Source organism: Myxococcus llanfairpwllgwyngyllgogerychwyrndrobwllllantysiliogogogochensis, from assembly GCF_006636215.1.
GTDB lineage: Bacteria > Myxococcota > Myxococcia > Myxococcales > Myxococcaceae > Myxococcus > Myxococcus llanfairpwllgwyngyllgogerychwyrndrobwllllantysiliogogogochensis.
The window spans coordinates 18,121-33,125 of the sequence record NZ_VIFM01000117.1; the positions used below are offsets into that span (position 1 = coordinate 18,121).

The 15,005-nt window shown below is 69.5% G+C and carries 18 protein-coding genes; 11 read left to right on the plus strand and 7 right to left on the minus strand.

All coding sequences use genetic code 11. The features are described 5' to 3' along the window. Positions 1-64: 64 nt before the first annotated feature. Together FJV41_RS26275 and FJV41_RS26280 are read left to right on the plus strand one after the other, a co-directional pair. The gene (locus FJV41_RS26275) at positions 65-631 is read left to right on the plus strand and encodes a tetratricopeptide repeat protein (protein ID WP_141645299.1); all 567 of its coding nucleotides are present in this window, start codon (positions 65-67) and stop codon (positions 629-631) included. 171 nt (positions 632-802) lie between these two features. Further along, on the plus strand, positions 803-1,921 hold the full coding sequence (locus tag FJV41_RS26280; RefSeq protein WP_141645300.1) for a 3-deoxy-7-phosphoheptulonate synthase: 1,119 nt from the start codon (positions 803-805) through the stop codon (positions 1,919-1,921). A gap of 4 nt (positions 1,922-1,925) precedes the next feature. On the opposite strand, the gene pheA is transcribed toward FJV41_RS26280, so the two are convergent. The 3 genes from pheA to FJV41_RS26295 are packed head-to-tail and all read right to left on the minus strand — an operon-like array spanning position 1,926 to position 4,340. Further along, positions 1,926-2,750: a prephenate dehydratase gene (gene pheA, locus FJV41_RS26285; RefSeq protein WP_141645301.1), complete on the minus strand. Its 825-nt coding sequence runs from the start codon at positions 2,748-2,750 to the stop codon at positions 1,926-1,928. Next, on the minus strand, positions 2,743-3,882 hold the full coding sequence (locus FJV41_RS26290; RefSeq protein WP_141645302.1) for a bifunctional chorismate mutase/prephenate dehydratase: 1,140 nt from the start codon (positions 3,880-3,882) through the stop codon (positions 2,743-2,745). The genes pheA and FJV41_RS26290 overlap by 8 nt, the downstream gene beginning before the upstream one ends. Then, entirely contained in the window at positions 3,879-4,340 is a 462-nt protein-coding gene (locus tag FJV41_RS26295; RefSeq protein ID WP_141645303.1) for a GNAT family N-acetyltransferase, read from the minus strand. Before FJV41_RS26295 ends, FJV41_RS26290 begins: the two co-directional genes overlap by 4 nt. A gap of 71 nt (positions 4,341-4,411) precedes the next feature. Here FJV41_RS26295 and FJV41_RS26300 point away from each other — a divergent pair, with 71 nt between their 5' ends. From FJV41_RS26300 to FJV41_RS26315, 4 genes are read left to right on the plus strand one after another with little or no spacing between them, the layout of a single operon-like run. Next, positions 4,412-4,966: an RNA polymerase sigma factor gene (locus FJV41_RS26300; protein WP_141645304.1), complete on the plus strand. Its 555-nt coding sequence runs from the start codon at positions 4,412-4,414 to the stop codon at positions 4,964-4,966. Beyond that, complete coding sequence (locus tag FJV41_RS26305) at positions 4,963-5,589, plus strand: hypothetical protein (protein WP_141645305.1); 627 nt, start codon at positions 4,963-4,965, stop codon at positions 5,587-5,589. The genes FJV41_RS26300 and FJV41_RS26305 overlap by 4 nt, the downstream gene beginning before the upstream one ends. After that, on the plus strand, positions 5,586-6,170 hold the full coding sequence (locus FJV41_RS26310; protein WP_141645306.1) for a periplasmic heavy metal sensor: 585 nt from the start codon (positions 5,586-5,588) through the stop codon (positions 6,168-6,170). Before FJV41_RS26305 ends, FJV41_RS26310 begins: the two co-directional genes overlap by 4 nt. A gap of 51 nt (positions 6,171-6,221) precedes the next feature. Further along, positions 6,222-7,727 (plus strand): amino acid permease, encoded by a 1,506-nt coding sequence (locus FJV41_RS26315; RefSeq protein WP_246137419.1) that lies wholly within the window; start codon positions 6,222-6,224, stop codon positions 7,725-7,727. Here FJV41_RS26315 and FJV41_RS26320 read toward each other — a convergent pair. The 3 genes from FJV41_RS26320 to FJV41_RS26330 form a co-directional block, all read right to left on the minus strand. Then, positions 7,690-8,118 carry an EVE domain-containing protein gene (locus FJV41_RS26320; RefSeq protein WP_141645307.1) on the minus strand — a complete coding sequence of 143 codons (429 nt, stop codon included), beginning with the start codon at positions 8,116-8,118 and terminating at the stop codon, positions 7,690-7,692. The two genes, FJV41_RS26315 and FJV41_RS26320, sit on opposite strands and share 38 nt — an antisense overlap. A 28-nt stretch (positions 8,119-8,146) precedes the next feature. Continuing rightward, positions 8,147-8,725 carry a TetR/AcrR family transcriptional regulator gene (locus FJV41_RS26325; RefSeq protein WP_141645308.1) on the minus strand — a complete coding sequence of 193 codons (579 nt, stop codon included), beginning with the start codon at positions 8,723-8,725 and terminating at the stop codon, positions 8,147-8,149. Between the two features lie 81 nt (positions 8,726-8,806). Next, positions 8,807-9,313 (minus strand): MarR family winged helix-turn-helix transcriptional regulator, encoded by a 507-nt coding sequence (locus FJV41_RS26330; protein WP_141645309.1) that lies wholly within the window; start codon positions 9,311-9,313, stop codon positions 8,807-8,809. Positions 9,314-9,462: 149 nt separating this feature from the next. Here FJV41_RS26330 and FJV41_RS26335 point away from each other — a divergent pair, with 149 nt between their 5' ends. Then, positions 9,463-10,257, plus strand: coding sequence for an SDR family NAD(P)-dependent oxidoreductase (locus FJV41_RS26335; RefSeq protein WP_141645310.1), 795 nt, complete (start codon positions 9,463-9,465; stop codon positions 10,255-10,257). A 92-nt stretch (positions 10,258-10,349) separates the two neighbouring features. Here FJV41_RS26335 and FJV41_RS26340 read toward each other — a convergent pair whose 3' ends face one another. Continuing rightward, the gene (locus FJV41_RS26340) at positions 10,350-10,547 is read right to left on the minus strand and encodes a hypothetical protein (RefSeq protein WP_141645311.1); all 198 of its coding nucleotides are present in this window, start codon (positions 10,545-10,547) and stop codon (positions 10,350-10,352) included. Positions 10,548-10,926: 379 nt separating this feature from the next. On the opposite strand from FJV41_RS26340, the gene FJV41_RS26345 reads away from it, so the two are divergent. The 4 genes from FJV41_RS26345 (at position 10,927) to FJV41_RS26360 (ending at position 14,928) form a co-directional block, all read left to right on the plus strand. Next, positions 10,927-11,499 (plus strand): polysaccharide biosynthesis/export family protein, encoded by a 573-nt coding sequence (locus tag FJV41_RS26345; RefSeq protein WP_141645312.1) that lies wholly within the window; start codon positions 10,927-10,929, stop codon positions 11,497-11,499. A 65-nt stretch (positions 11,500-11,564) separates the two neighbouring features. Continuing rightward, positions 11,565-12,716, plus strand: a complete 1,152-nt coding sequence (locus FJV41_RS26350) for a hypothetical protein (RefSeq protein WP_174458633.1) — start codon at positions 11,565-11,567, stop codon at positions 12,714-12,716. Positions 12,717-12,749: 33 nt separating this feature from the next. Continuing rightward, positions 12,750-14,159, plus strand: a complete 1,410-nt coding sequence (locus FJV41_RS26355; protein ID WP_141645314.1) for a GumC family protein — start codon at positions 12,750-12,752, stop codon at positions 14,157-14,159. A 28-nt stretch (positions 14,160-14,187) separates the two neighbouring features. After that, positions 14,188-14,928, plus strand: coding sequence for a CpsD/CapB family tyrosine-protein kinase (locus FJV41_RS26360; RefSeq protein ID WP_141645315.1), 741 nt, complete (start codon positions 14,188-14,190; stop codon positions 14,926-14,928). Positions 14,929-15,005: the final 77 nt, after the last annotated feature.

Sequence of the window (15,005 nt, forward strand, 5' to 3'; positions counted from 1 at the left end):
TTACCGGTGAGAGGCTGGCCGAACGGCCGTTGGATGGCCGGGCAATCCTTGCCCTGGGGGCACGATGTCCAAGTTGCTGTTCGCGGCATTCAACGAGGGCGCCAAGCTCTCGATGACCGGCCAACACGAAGCCGCGATCTCCGCCTTCGACAAGGTCCTCGCCGTGGACCCCAAGCACTTCCCGGCCCTCACCGCGCGGGGCTCCTCGCTCGCACGGCTGGGCCGCACCGAAGAAGCCCTGCGCTGCTTCGAGCGCGCCATCGACGTGGACCCGTCCGCCGCGGACCCGCATCGCGACGCCGCCCTCTGTCAGCTGGAGCTGGGGGAGCCGGAGGCCGCCGCGCAGTTGATGGAGCGCGCCATCCAGCTCAACGCGGACCCTGGCTACCGCGAGGCCTCCGCCATCGAAGTCTATGAGCGGGGCAACGCGCTGCTCACCCGGGGCCCTCGGCGCCCGGACAAGGCGCGCTACCGGCAGGCCCGCCACACCTTCGAGCTGGCCCTGGAGCTGTCTCCCGCCTACGTCGAGGCCGCCAAGGCCCTGTCCGACGTGTGGGAGCACCTGGGCGACACCGCCCAGCGAGACCACTACGCCCAGCTCGCCCTGCGCCTGCGGCCCGTGGGGGGCTGAGCGAGCGACGGAACAGGGGGCCGCGCGCCCCGACGCGCGCTCATCCCCGTCCTCGAAGGGATGACGCCCTTCGTGGACGCATTGCCCCACTCCCGATGTTACCCATCCGCGCGGGCATTCCGCGCTACAATTCCAGATTAATACGAAAATACTGCCCGGAGAATCCAGAAGATGATTGTCATGCTCGAGCCGGACTCCCCCGAGTCCGTGGTGTCCGCCGTCCTCCAAGCCGCCTCTCAGTACAAGGGCGTGACGCCTCGGCCTCACGTCATGGAGGGCGCGGAGTACACCGTGACGGAGGTGTACCTGCTGGGCCCCACCGCGCAGATTCCCACGGAGGTCTTCGAGCAGATTCCGGGCGTGCGGCAGGTGGTGCGCGTCTCGCAGAAGTACCGCGTCATCGGCCGGCACAAGGGCCAGCGGGCGTCCACGGGCTTCGACTACAACGGCGTGACGTTCGACGAGCGCTCCGTGCAGTTGTTCGCCGGCCTGTGCGCGGTGGACACGAAGGAGAACGTGGATTCGATGATGGCGGCGCTCGCGCGCTGCGACATCCGCACCACGCGCATGGGGGCGTACAAGCCGCGCACCAACCCGTACGAGTTCCAGGGGCTGGGTGCCGCGTGCCTTCCGTGGGTGTTCGAGTCCGCGGGCAAGCACGGCATCAAGGTCGTCGCCATGGAGGTGACGCACCCCCGGCACATCGACGAGATTCGCGACGCGCTGGAGCGCTCGGGCAACGCCACGGGCGTCATGCTCCAGGTGGGCACGCGCAACGCGCAGAACTTCGAGCTGCTCAAGTCCATTGGCCAGCAGCGCGTCTTCCCCGTGCTCTTCAAGCGCGGCATGGGGATTACGTTGGAGGAGTCCCTCAACGCGTGCGAGTACATCGCGAGCGAGGGCAACCCCAAGATTGTCTTCTGCCTCCGCGGCGTGAAGACGCACCTGGGTGACCCGCACCGCAACATGGTGGACTTCGCCCACGTGCCGGTGGTGCGCCGGCTCACGCGCATGCCCGTGTGCGTGGACCCGTCGCACGCCATTGGCCGCGCGGACGCGCCGCCGGACGGCCTGCCGGACATTTTCCACTCCATTGGCCAGGGCCTCATCGCGGGCGCGTCCATGGTGCTGGTGGACTTCCACCCGCACCCGGAAGCGGCCCTGTGCGACGGCCCTCAGGCGCTGCGACTGGAGCAGCTCGCGTCGCTCCAGCGCTACACTCAGATTGTCCGCGAGGCGTACCTGTCCGTCGTGAAGAACGGCGACGGCAGCCAGCTCATCCCGGCGTAGCGGCTCAGGCCACGCCGTAGCTGCCGAGGACCCGTAGGGTGATGCAGGCCGCCTGGGCGGCCTCCACCGCCTCACGCACCCGCGGGTCCTCCAGCGCGCCGTCCACGTCCAGGCACCACACGTACTCCCACGCGCGGCGCTGGGGCCGGGACTCCAGGCGGGACACTTCCAGTCCCCGTCCGGAGAAGGCCCCCAGCACGCGGTACAGCGCGCCGGGCTCGTTCTGGACGGTGAAGGCCAGCGCCGTCTTGCGACGCTTCCACGCGCGCGGCGGCGCGACGCCCACCGTGACGAAGCGCGTGTGGTTGTCGGGCGAGTCCTCCACGCCTTCTTCCAGCACCGTCAGGCCGTACAGCTCCGCGGAGACGCGGCTGGCGATGGCGGCCGTGCGCGGCGGGGCCTGCTCGGCGACCTTGCGCGCGGCGACGGCGGTGTTGGCCTCCGCCACGGGCTGGATGCCGCGCCGTCGCAGGTAGCCCGCGCACTGCGCCAATGCCTGGGGATGTGAAAGGGCCCGCTCGACGTCCGCCAGCACGAGGCCTGGCGGCGCGACGAGGCAGTGGTGGATGCGCAGCGACAGCTCGCTGGAGATCTGCAGGTCATGCTCCAGCAGCAGGTCCACGTTCTCCACCACGGGCCCGCCCAGCGAACTCTCCACGGGGAGCACGCCCGCCTCCACGCGGCCCTCCGCCACCGCCTCGAAGACGGCGCGGAAGGTGGGGCAGGGGATGGCCTCCACGTCCGGTCCGTAGAGCGCGCGCAGCGCCTCTTCTCCATACGCGCCGTGCTCTCCCTGGAAGCCGACGCGGCGCCTGGACTGCTCAGCCATGGCTCCCCTCGGCGCGGCCATACGTCCCCAGCACGCGCAGGAAGGAGGTCAGCGGTCGGATGTCCTCCAGCGCGGCCGTCAGCGGCGCGGAGGCCGCATGGCCCTCCACGTCCACGTAGAAGCGGTACTGCCACGGGCTGCCCGGAATGGGACGCGACTCCAGCTTGCTCAGATTGACGCCGCGCAGGGTGAGCCGCTGGAGCATCTCCCCCAGCGTGCCCGGCTTGTGCTCCAGCACCATCAGCAGCGACGTCTTGCACGGCACGCCCGGGGCCAGCGGCGTGGCCTCGCGGCCCACCTCCACGAAGCGCGTGTAGTCGAACTCCGGCTGCAGCTCCCGCGCGAGCACCTCCAGGCCGAAGCGCTGCGCGGCCGTCTCGCTGGCGATGGCGGCGACGGTGGCGTCGTTGCGCTCACGCACCTTCTGCGCCGCGCCCCCCGTGTCCGCGTCCGGCACCGCGCGCGCCCACGGCAACTTCTCACGCAGGAACGCCTCGCACTGGGCCAGGGCCTGCGGATGGGAAATCACCTCGCGCAGACCCTCCAGCTTCGCGCCCGGCAGGCCCAGCAGCCGGTGGTCCACCTGGCTCACCAGCTCCGCGGTGATGACCACGCCGCCCTCGGCGAGCAGGTCATACGTCTCGTTCATGCTGCCGGCGGTGGTGTTTTCAATCGGCAGCAGCGCCAGGTCCATCTCCCCGCGACGTAGCGCCTCCACCAAATCTCGCGAGTGGTCGAACCCGGTGAGCAGCACGCCCCCGGCGCGGCCCGTATAGCGGCGACGCGCGGCCAGGTGGCTGTACGAGCCTTCGACGCCCGGATACCCCACGCGCAGCGGCGTGGTGTCCAGCCGCGTGACGAGCGCCTGCTGGCGCGCGACGGACATGTCGATGACCAACCGCCAGAAGCGCTCCACCTCGTGCGGGTCCAGGCCGTGCTCGGCGGCGCGGGTGCGGATGCGGCGCAGCAGGAGGTCCTCGCGACGCTGGTCCCTGAACGGCGCGGCCGTGGCCAGCTTGGAGCGGGCCACGTCATCCGCCAGGTCCATGCGGCGGCGGAGCGCGTCGAGGATCTCCTCGTCGATGTTCTCGATGGCGGTCCGCAGCGCGTCCAGGTCCAGCGGCGACGTCATCGCGCGGACTCCGCCAGGTTCCGGGACATGAGGTGGTGCGGTCCGATGCCCGGCAGCTCGAACGCGTCTCCATGCGGCACGAAGCCCAGCGAGCGATAGAAGCCCGAGGCCGTCGACCGCGCGTTGCACCACAACTGCGTGCCCTTCTGTGTCACGGCGTGCTCCATGCAGGCCTTCAGCAGGGCCGCACCCAGGCCCTGTCCCTGTCGTCCCTGCTCCACGGCCATGCCCCGCAGGCGCCAGGCGGTGATGGCTTTCAGCGCGTAAGGTGGCGGCTCCCGGTACAGGGAGGCCACTCCGAGCAGGCGGCCTTCCGCATACAGGCCCAGGTGGAGGGTGTCCTTGTCGTCATCCCCTGGATAGACGACCGCCTCGGGAGGCTGGTGGGGACGGAGGACGGCGCGGCGCAGCCCGCGCGTCTCGGCGGCTGGAATCCGGCGGATTTCTGATGAGCTCACGATTCGAGTATGCCGGTTTCCGACCTCGTGCGTCCTCATTCCGTGGAAGCCGACGAGGAGGTCGTTTCACCGTGAAGGGTACCGCCATCCTGGAGGAGCCTGGAAGCCCAGCGCGCGCCGTGGCCGCGTTGGATTTCGACGCGCTCCTGGAGGCGGAGCAGGGCGTGTTGCTGCGGCTGGCTCGGCGGTTGGTGTGGGATGGGGAGGAGGCGAGGGACCTGGTGCAGGCCGCCCTGGCTGATGCCTACGAGAAGCGTCATTTGCTGAGGGACGCGAAGGCCGGGCCCGCCTGGCTGCGCCGCATCCTGGTGTCACGGGCCATGGGCCACTTGCGGCGGCGGCGCGTGTGGAACGTGCTGCGTGAAGCCCTGGACTGGGGGACGCCGCTGGACCTCTCTCCGGAGGAGCGTTTCGTCGGCGCCGAGCGGTGGCGGGCGTTGGGTCGCGCGGTGCGAGCGCTCCCCGCGCAGCAGTCCACGGCCTTCACCCTGCGCTACCTGGAGGGTTTGGAGCTGGACGCCGTCGCGGAGGCGATGGGCATTGGCCGGGGCACCGTCCGCATCCACTTGTATCGCGCACTCAAGAAGCTCAAGGCCGAACAGGCCCTGGAAGGAGACACGCCATGAGATGCCACGACGTGGCCACCGCCCTCCTGGAGTCCTCACCACCGTGGTCTCCGGAAGCGCGGGCCCACCTGGAGGGCTGTGAGGACTGTCGCACGCTGGCCGCCGTGCATGCCTCGGCGTCCGGGCTGCGCCTGCCCCAGCCGCCGCCCCTGGCCCCCGTGCCTCGCGAGGCCGTGCTGCGGGAAGTGCGTCGCCGCAAGGTGCGCCGTCGCGCCGTCGCCGGGGTCGTCGCCTCCTTCTGTGTCGGTCTGGTGACGTGGCTGTCGGGCCTTGAGGCGCCTTCCTCACCAGGGGCTCCCGCGCTCCACGAGGCGCGGGTCGAATTGCCCGACGAGCCTGGCACCGCGCCGCATCCCGAGCTGGGTCTGCGCCGCGCCGAGGGGGCCGACGACGTCGACCTGGACTCCGTGGCCCGGGCCGTTCGCGCCGAGCGCGGCTCGCTGTCGTGGCTCGTCACGGAGGTGCGCGGTTACTCGCGCCGAGACGTGGTGTTCCGCGACGACACCTACAAACCTTTCGGGACGATGGCCGCGTGGCTGCGTCCCCCTGATTCCCGCGCGCTGGAAAACCCGCCGTTCCGAACGGCGGTCCTCCCACTCAATCCACAGGAGTCGTTGCCATGAAGAAGACACCCGTTGCCACGCTGCTCACGGCCGCGCTGGCCCCGCTGCTGCTGTCGCCCATGTCCGCCCTGGCCCAGCCGGAGGATGACTTCGTCCTCCACCGCCAGGGTCCTGGCGCCCCCATGATTCACCACGTGGGGCCCGGCGGAGGCGCGCTTCCTCCGGGACAGTTCCCCGCCGCCGCTCACGGCATCCCCCCGCACCTGGTGGAGAAGCTGGGTGTTCCGCGCGAGGTGGCCAAGCAGGTGCAGGAGCTGACGTTCGATGCCAACGAGGCCATCATCCCGCTGGAGGCGGACCTGAAGCGGGCGCAGCTCCAACTGGAGCGCCTGTTGAGCGCGGACTCCACCGACGAGAACGCCGTGCTCAAGCAGGTGGACGAGGTGGGCCGCGCGGAGACGGCGGTGCGCCGCAACCGCCTGGGGTTGATGGTCCGCATCAAGAAGCTGCTCGGCCCCGAGCTGTGGCGCAAGCTGGAGGCGGAGCTGGGCACGGTGCGCATCCAGAAGCGCATCGAGATTCGCAAGGGTCCTCCGGGTGACGGTGAGGCCGGAAGTCCCCCGCCGCCGCGCAAGCCGTAGCGTTCCGGACAGACGCGGGCCCATTCGACCTGCCCCTCCAAGGTGTCGCGGATGGGCCCGCGTATCCTGGGCGTCATGGCCAACCTTCCGGACCATGAGCGTCAGCTGGAGGAGGATGCCGCCCAGCTCCAGCGCCTGGGGTATGCGCAGCAGCTCTTGCGCGGCATGGGCGGCTTCTCCAACTTCGCCGTCTCCTTCTCCATCATCTCCATCCTCACCGGAGCGGTGACGCTCTACGGCCACGGGCTGCGCTTCGGCGGGCCCTTCGTCATGGGCGTGGGCTGGCCCCTGGTCGCGGTGATGACGCTGGCGGTGGCGGCGAGCCTCGCGCAGCTCGCGTCGTCCTTCCCCACCGCGGGCGCGCTCTACCACTGGGCCGCGATGCTGGGTGGCCCCCGGGTGGGCTTCTTCACCGCGTGGCTCAACACGCTGGGCCAGTTCGCAATCACCGCGGGCATCGACTATGGCCTGGCCGAATTCCTCGCGGACATGCTCGGCTGGCCTCGCGAGCGCGCCTCGGTGCTGCCCCTCTACGCGGCCATCCTCCTGTCCCACGCGGTGTTGAACCACGTGGGCGTGCGCGTCGTCGCGTGGCTCAATGACTTCTCCGCCTGGTACCACGTCGCGGGCGTCGCGGTGCTCATCGGCGCGCTCGCGGTGTTCGCTCCGAAGCAGGACGCGGCCTTCCTGCTCACGCGCTTCAGCTCGGAGACGCCGTGGTACGCCTACGGCTTCCTCATCGGCCTCTTGCAGGCGCAGTGGACCTTCACCGGCTACGACGCCAGCGCGCACATCTCCGAGGAGACGCGAGACCCCACGCGCAACGCCCCCTGGGGCATCTTCCTGTCCGTGGCCGTCAGCGCCGTGGCGGGCTACCTGCTCCTGGGCGCGGTGACGCTGGCCATCCAGGACCTGCCGACGACGGCCGCCGCGGCCAACCCGTTCCTGTACGTGCTGACGCAGGCGCTGGGCCCCTCGCTCGGGGGCGCGTTGGTGTGGGTGGCCATTGGCGCCATGTGGTTCTGTGGACTGTCCTCGGTGACGTCCAACTCGCGCATGCTGTTCGCCTTCGCGCGCGACAACGGGCTGCCCGCGTCGAAGTGGCTGGCCCAGGTGTCGCCGCGCTTCCGGAGTCCCGCCGTGGCGGTCTGGGTGTCCGTGGCGGGCTCGGGACTGGTCGCGCTGTGGGCGGAGGCGTACGCGGCCATGGTGGCGCTGAGCACGCTGGCGCTCTACGCGTCCTACGCCTTGCCCGTCTGGGTGGGCTTGCGCGCCCGCCGCGCCGGCACGTGGTCCCACCGGGGGCCTTGGGACCTGGGCCGCGCGTCGCCGTGGGTCAACGGCGTGGCGCTGACGTGGAGCGCGGTGGTGATGGTGCTGTTCGTGCTGCCGCCCAACCAGCTCGCCGGCTACACGTTCGCCGGCGCGCTGGTGCTGCTGGGGCTCTACTGGGGTTTCTTCCAGCGCCACACCTTCACGGGGCCCCAGGTGACGCTGCTGCGGCCTCCCGCGTCCAGGGCTACTTCGGCAGCGCCGTCTTCCCCATCTTCAGGATGAGCTTGAAGTGCTCGGCGGTGACGGAGGCCACGCTGAGCCGGCTGCGGGTGATGAGCGGGAAGTCCTTCAGCGTGGCGGTGGCCTTGACGGTGGCCAGGTCCACGGCCTGCTTGAAGGGGAGGAGGGCCGCCACCTTCACGGAGGCCCAGTCCTCGTCGGGCGCCGTGGAGTCGGGACCCGCGGAGGTGAGCACCTTCGCGATGCCGACCACGGCCTTGCCTTCATTGGAGTGGTAGTAGAGGCAGAGGTCGCCGGGCTTCATCGCCCGCAGGTTGTTGCGCGCCTCGAAGCTGCGGATGCCCGTCCACTCCGTCTGCTTGTCCTTCTCGAGCTGCGCGTACGCGTAGACCGACGGCTCGCTCTTGATGAGCCAGTACTGGGGGTTCGCCATGGCGGCGCACCATAGAGCAGCACGGCCGCTAGTGCAGCCAACGCGACGGTGCGCCGGGACTCCCGGGCGATGTGCTCGAGTCGTCCACGCTTTCCGTCGTCACCCGCACCTCCAGCAGGGTGCGCTCGACGGACCGGAGTCCCGAGGCCAGGGCGAGCGCCACGCCCTTCGGGTCGTGGAACGTGGACCCACCCCCGGTGTTTCCCCCGGTCAGCGCGGACTCGAGCAGGGCGACCTCCTGCTCCCACAGGTCCGTGAGCAGCGGGTCCAGGCGGGGCAGGACGTCGAGCAGGGCCTCCGAGGACACGTGCAGCTCCTGGAGGATGCGCTCGACCTGCTCCTGTCGGGTCTCCACGAAGGCCGCCACCTTGGTCTCCGGGGTGGGCGCTCGCGCGACTGCCTGCTCTATCCGCGCGAAGGCTTCACACCAGACCTGCCTCACCACCACCGCGAACAAGGCCTCCTTGCTCTCGAAGTGGCCGTGGACGCGCCCCGGCTCCAGGCCCGCGCGCCGGGCGATGTCCTCCAGCGAGGAGGCGGAGAAGCCGAGCCGGGCGAAGCTCTCCGTGGCGGCGGCGAGGATGGCGGTGCGGTGCTCGGTGCTCATGGTCTTGTTCGGGGTCTCGAGGGTGAGGACTGCAAACGGCTGTGCGTCGCGGGTGACTTCGATGCCACCCCCAGGGCCGACCTACTTCGAGCCGCTGCTCATGAGCGTGAGGAGGCGGTCCGCGAGCCTGAAGGTGATTTCCTGCTCCAGCGGGTCCATGGTTCCGATGAAGAAGCCCAGGCCCGTCTCGATGCGGTTCGCGATTTCGGCGTAGAGCGCTCGGCCCGCCGCCGTGAGCGTGTTGACCACGGTGCGCCGGTCGTCGGGATGCCGGGTTCGTGCGACCAGGCCCCGGTGCTCCAGCCGGTCCACCACGCCGGTGATGCTCTTGTCATTGATGTCCGCGAGCCGCGAAAGCTCACCGGTGTGCAGGGGCCCGTCGTAGCCCAGCCAGAGAATCACGTGGAACTGGGGCGAGCTGAGGTCCTCTTCCTGGCAGAGCTGGCTGATGGGGTCCCGGAGGACGGCCCGTGCCCGGTTGAAGCTCATCAGCTTCTGCAGAAGGCTCGCCCCCAACTCGCGCTGCGCGGGGGTGCACTTGAGCGGGGAGGGTGTCGCCTTCTTCGCGCCCTTCTTCGTCCGGACCATGCCCGGCGAGAACTACACCACATCACGGATACTCCGCAATGTGGGCTGACCACGCCGTGACGGACGGGGCGACCGGGAGCGCCGAACACCGGGCTGGCGAGGGGCCCCCCCAGCCGTTACCAACCGCCGCCTATTTCGAGAGGGAACGAATGGACCTGGATCTGAAGAACAAGGTTGCGCTGGTGAGCGGCTCCACGGCGGGCATTGGCCTGTCCATCGTGGAGGCCCTGGCCCGGGAGGGCGCGGAGGTCATCGTCAATGGACGCACGAAGGAGCGCGTGGACGCGGCCATCGCGGAGGTCCGCCGCAAGCAGCCGGACGCGAAGCTGCGCGGAGTTCCGGGAGACCTGGGCACGAGCGAGGGCGCGGCGCTGATGGTCAAGGCCGTTCCCCATGTGGACATCCTGGTCAACAACCTGGGCGTGTTCGAGCCCAAGCCCTTCGAGGCCATCTCCGACGAGGACTGGCTGAACATCTTCGACGTGAACGTGATGAGCGGCGTGCGGCTCAGCCGGCACTACCTCAAGGGCATGCGCGAGAAGAACTGGGGCCGCATCGTCTTCATCTCCAGCGAGTCCGGCGTGCAGATTCCCGTGGAGATGATTCACTACGGCGTCACGAAGACGGCGCAGATCGCGCTCGCGCGCGGAATCGCGGAGGGCCTGTCCGGGACGAACATCACCTCGAACTCCATCCTCCCGGGGCCCACGCGCTCCGAAGGCGTGGAGGAGTTCCTCAAGAGCCTGTCGAAGCAGCAGGGCGTGGACGTGGCCACGGTGGAGCGCGAGTTCTTCAAGAGCGCGCGGCCGTCGTCGCTGCTCCAGCGCTTCGCGCGCACGGACGAGGTCGCCTCGCTGGTGGCCTTCGTGTGCAGCCCGCAGGCGTCGGGCATCAACGGCTCGGCGTTGCGCGTGGATGGCGGAGTGGTGCGCGCCATTCCTTGAGTGCGACCCCGGACGGGGTTGACGTCTGAAAAACAAAAGGCCCGATGTCCTCGCGGGCATCGGGCCTTCTACTGATATCTCGTGTCGAGGCGTCAGGCCTGGTTCGCCATGCCCCGCGTCGTGTCCTCGGCCGTCTTGCCGCTCAACAGCGCGCTGCTCGCGTAGAGGGCCAGCCCCATCACCCCGAGCGCCGCCGCTTCCGTCTGGGCCGCGAAGGCGACGCCCATCCACGTCATCACTCCGGTTCCCATCGCGAACGCCGCCGCCACCGCCCCCGCTGCCTTCCTCATCCGCTCGCTCCCTGTCTGCCGGGCCCAGGGGCCCGTTGTGGAACCAAAACTCCTCTCCCTCAACAGACTTCAATTCGCGTGCCGCGCACACACGGTGCGGAATGAGAAGCCACGTGCCCCGCAGTGGGAAAATGTCTTCCATCAACAGGAGGAAGACTGTCGAAAACACCGGGCCATCCCCCCGTCCGATGCCAGTAATTCTTCCCGGACCGCGGGAGGTCGAATCGCTGGGCATTTCGTAACCCACGACGATCCATGGGTTTTCCCTCCCAGGGCTGCATGGCACACCCGCTGCTATGGCAACCGCGCCGGGTAGGACGGGACGAGTTCCGCGGGTGCGGGACTCCAAGAGACATCCGCAGCGACGAGGGAGAGGACGATGGGCAAGACGAGCGCGGGGTTCTGGACGGTGTTGGGGGTGATGCTCCTGGGCGGGTGTGCGCACCAGCCTGCGGTGAAGGTGGACAACTCCGAGCAGCCTTACCGTATTGGACGGGAGGATGTGCTGGACGTCGCGGTGTGGCGCGACGCGGAGCTGTCTCGCACGCTGCCGGTTCGCCCCGACGGCTACATCTCCATGCCGATGGTGGGCGAGGTGCTGGCCGCGGGCAAGACGCCGACGGAGCTGGCCGAGGCGTTGAAGAGCAGCTTCCAGCCGTATGTGCAGGAGCCGCGCGTGACGGTGATTGTCCGCGAGGTCAACAGCAGCCGCGTGTTCGTCACCGGCGAAGTCACGCATCCGGGCGCCTATCCGCTGCGCGGCCGCGTGTCGCTCATCCAGGCCATCGCCCTGGCGGGCGGCTTCACCGACTTCGCCAACTCGGATGGCATTGTCGTCATCCGCAGCGACGGCAACGGCGGGCAGATTCCGGTGCGCTACAGCGACCTCATCTCTCCCGACGGGAACCAGGACGTCATGCTTCGGCCCGGTGACACCATCGTCGTGCCGTGAAGCGTCGTCGGAAGTCGGGTGAGGGGTCCATGGACGGTGGGTGGCGTAGGCGAGGGAGGACGACGGTGAAGGGCGACTGGAAGAAGTGGCTGCTGACGGGCCTCATGCTCACCGCGCCGGCCGTACCGGCGGCGACCGTGTGGGAGCCTCGGCTGAGAATCGCCGCCGAGGAACGCTACGACGACGACCTGCGCCTGGGCGCGGGCGCCACGGGCGGCCAGCTGATGACGAAGCTGTCGCCGCGCCTGGGGGTCGAGGGCAGGGACGAACGGCTGAACCTCAACGGCTACTACGGCGCGGACGTGCTGATGCGGCACGGCTCCGGCAAGGTGACGTTGGACCACCGCGGGGCACTGGAGCTGCGGCACCTGTTGTCGCGGCGGCTCCGGGTGGACACGAACGTGCGCGTCTTCCGCGTCACGGACCCCACCTCGCTGCCTCGCGATGGTCTGGCCCGCTCGACGTCACCCACGTTCTTCACGCAGGCCCGGTTGGGACTCACCGCGCGCGCGTCGGAGCGGGTGGACGTGCGCGTGGGTTACGGAATCGAAGTGGTGCGCATCCTCGAGAGCGGCCAGGAGCCGGGCTATGCCCACACGCCGTCCCTGGAGGTGATGTACCGCACCACGCGCCGGCTGACCCTGGGCGTGGAGTACCGCTACCAGGGCTTCTATTACGACAACTCCCTGTCCCAGGCGCATGGCGTGGCGGGCACGTTGCGCTATCGCCTGACGCGGCCCACCACGCTCATCGTTCGCGGTGGACCGGTGCGCTACCTGGCGCCGGACGGGCAGGAGGGCGGGTGGGTTCCTCGCGTGAATGTGGAGCTGGCGCGCGAGGGTGAGCTGTTCGACCTGGGCTTCGCCGTGGGGCACGACCTGGTCGGCGCCAGCGGTTTCGCCACCGCGCTGTGGGCGGACTACGCGTCGCTGATGCTGGCGCGGCGGTTCGACCACCAGTTCTCGGCGTTTGGAGCGGCCAGCTTCTTCCGCAACGGGCGAGCGCCCTCGCGGGACTGGACGACGTTTGGCAGCACCCCCCTGGTTTCCCAGGGGTACGCGGTAGGTGCAGGGGTGGAGTACCGCTTCAGCCGCCAGGTGGCGGCTCAGGGAGCGGTGGACCGGATTGCCCAGGTGGGCGTGGCGGAGTCGGCGGGCGCTGCGGGAGATCTGACGCGCAACGTTTTCGCTGTCCGTCTCATCGTGACGGCGTGGTGACAACACGTGAGTGGGTTGGTGGAGGAGCGGATCATGGAGCGTGGGATGACGGCGGACCAGCTGTTGGCCTCTCTCTGGCGCCGCAAGGCGTTGGTGGGAGCCATCACAGCAGCGGTATTCGCGGTGGGAGCGGCCATCGTGATGACGCGGCCGAGCATGTACGAAGCGTCGGCGGTGGTCCGCGTGGAGCCGCAGCGGCCAGGGGAGGAAATGGTGCAGCGCACGGTGAGCGAGCTCATCGAGCAAAGGCTGCTCACGGTGCGCCAGGAGCTCATGGCACGCCCCGTGCTCCAGAAGGCCATCGAGGAAATGAACCTCTATCCGGACATCGTGTCCGAGAAGGGCATGGAGACGGCGGTTGCGCAGATGCGCAAGGACCTGCAGGTGCGCGTGGAGGGTGAGACGGCGTTCGAAATCACCTACACCAACCGCGACCCGCAGGTGGCCGCGCAGGTGGCCAACCGGCTGCCGACCATCTTCTCCGAGGAGACGCTGAAGCTGCGCCAGGCGCAGGCGGCGCGTGCCACGGACCTCTTCACCGAGGAAATGGGCAGCATGGGCAAGGCGGTCTCCAACTGGGAGCGAAAGATTTCCCAGTTCAAGGTGGACCACCTGGGCGAGCTGCCCGAGCAGATGGAGATGAACATGCGAGGGCTCGAGCGCGTGTCGCACGAGCTGCAGACGAAGTCGGAGGAGCTGCGCGTGGCGGAAGCGCGCCGCTCGGACCTGGCGCGGGCTCGCAACGCGGTGGACAGCGAGGCCGGTCGCCTGGAGTCCGCGGAGAGCGGGCTGACGCGGGCCCTGGTGAATGCACGCACGACGTGGACGGAGGACCACCCGGAGATCAAGCGCATGCAGACCGAGCTGGACGGGATGACGACGCGCCGCAAGGAGGCCGAAGGCCGCCTGTGGGCGGAGCGTGCCGAGCGCGGCCGGGTGGCATCGCTCATCGAGGTCATCCAGAAGGACATCGTCGACCTGCAGGGGAAGGCGGAGGCGTACCAGGCCCGGCTGAACAACACGCCGAAGTGGGCGCACGAGCTGGGGGTGATGAACCGCGACTACGAAATCGCGCGCACCAAGTACCAGAGCGTGGTGAGCCGCAAGGTGGAGGCGGAGATTGCCCAGGAGCTGGAGGCCAAGAGCTCCAAGAGCCTGTTCAACGTCATCTCCCCCGCGGGCGTGCCGGTGACGGCGGCGAGGCCGGACCGGATGACGGGGCTGGTGATTGCCCTGCTGGTGGCGCTGGGCCTGGGCATCCTCACGGGCGCGGTGCTGGAGATGCGTGACGACAGCCTGCGCGATGGCTCGGAAGTGCGCCAGCGCCTGACGCTGCCGGTGTTGGCGGTGGTGCCGGACATGCAGGGCAAGACGGAGCGGCGCGTGCTGATGCCGTCCCAGGGCGGACGCAACAACGTGTCCTCCCCCACCTCTTTGAACTGACACCCAAAGGAAAGGACGGAAACCGAACATGGACCAGACGATGGAGCGGGCGGGCAACTTCCTCCCGCGGGTGGATGAGAACTCGACGAACCCGAACGCGGTGGACCGGCGGGTGGTGACGCTGACCGCGCCGGCCTCGGCGGCGGCGGAGCAGTACCGCAGCCTGTATTACCGGTTGGAGCGGATGCGGGAGCTGCGCCCCATGAAGGTGGTGGCGCTGACCTCCGCGATGCCCGGCGAGGGCAAGACGGTGACGAGCGTCAACCTGGCGATGGCGGCGGCCCGGGCGAATCCGGACCGGCGCATCCTGCTGGTGGACGCGGACCTGCGGCGCGGCGGTGTGGCGGCCACGCTGGGGGTGCGCAACAAGACGGGCCTGGCGGAGCTGTTGTCCGGCGAGGTGGAGGTGCGGGACGTGGTGCGTCGCTTCGCGGCCACGCGCCTGGCCCTCATCCCCGCCGGCACCGCGCCGGAGGAGCCCTCGCAGGTGCTGGCCAGCCCTCGGATGAAGCAGTTCCTCAAGGCGGTGCGTGAGGGCTTCGACGAGGTGTACATCGACCTGCCGCCGACGCTGCCGTTCGCGGACGCGGCCATCCTGGGTCACCAGGTGGACGGGGTGCTGATGGTCATCCGCGCCAACGTGACGCCGGGCAAGACGGTGCACCAGGCGGTGGAGCAGCTGGCCGGGGCGCCCGTGTTGGGGTGCGTGCTCAACGGCGCGGAGGTGCATGCGACGCCGTACCTGAAGAACTACGAGAAGCAGAAGTAGAGGGCGGTAGCCTCCGCCCCGCGTCCCGGTGACGGGAGCGGGGCGGAGGTGACGAGTCGAGGGGGCGGGTCGTGAGT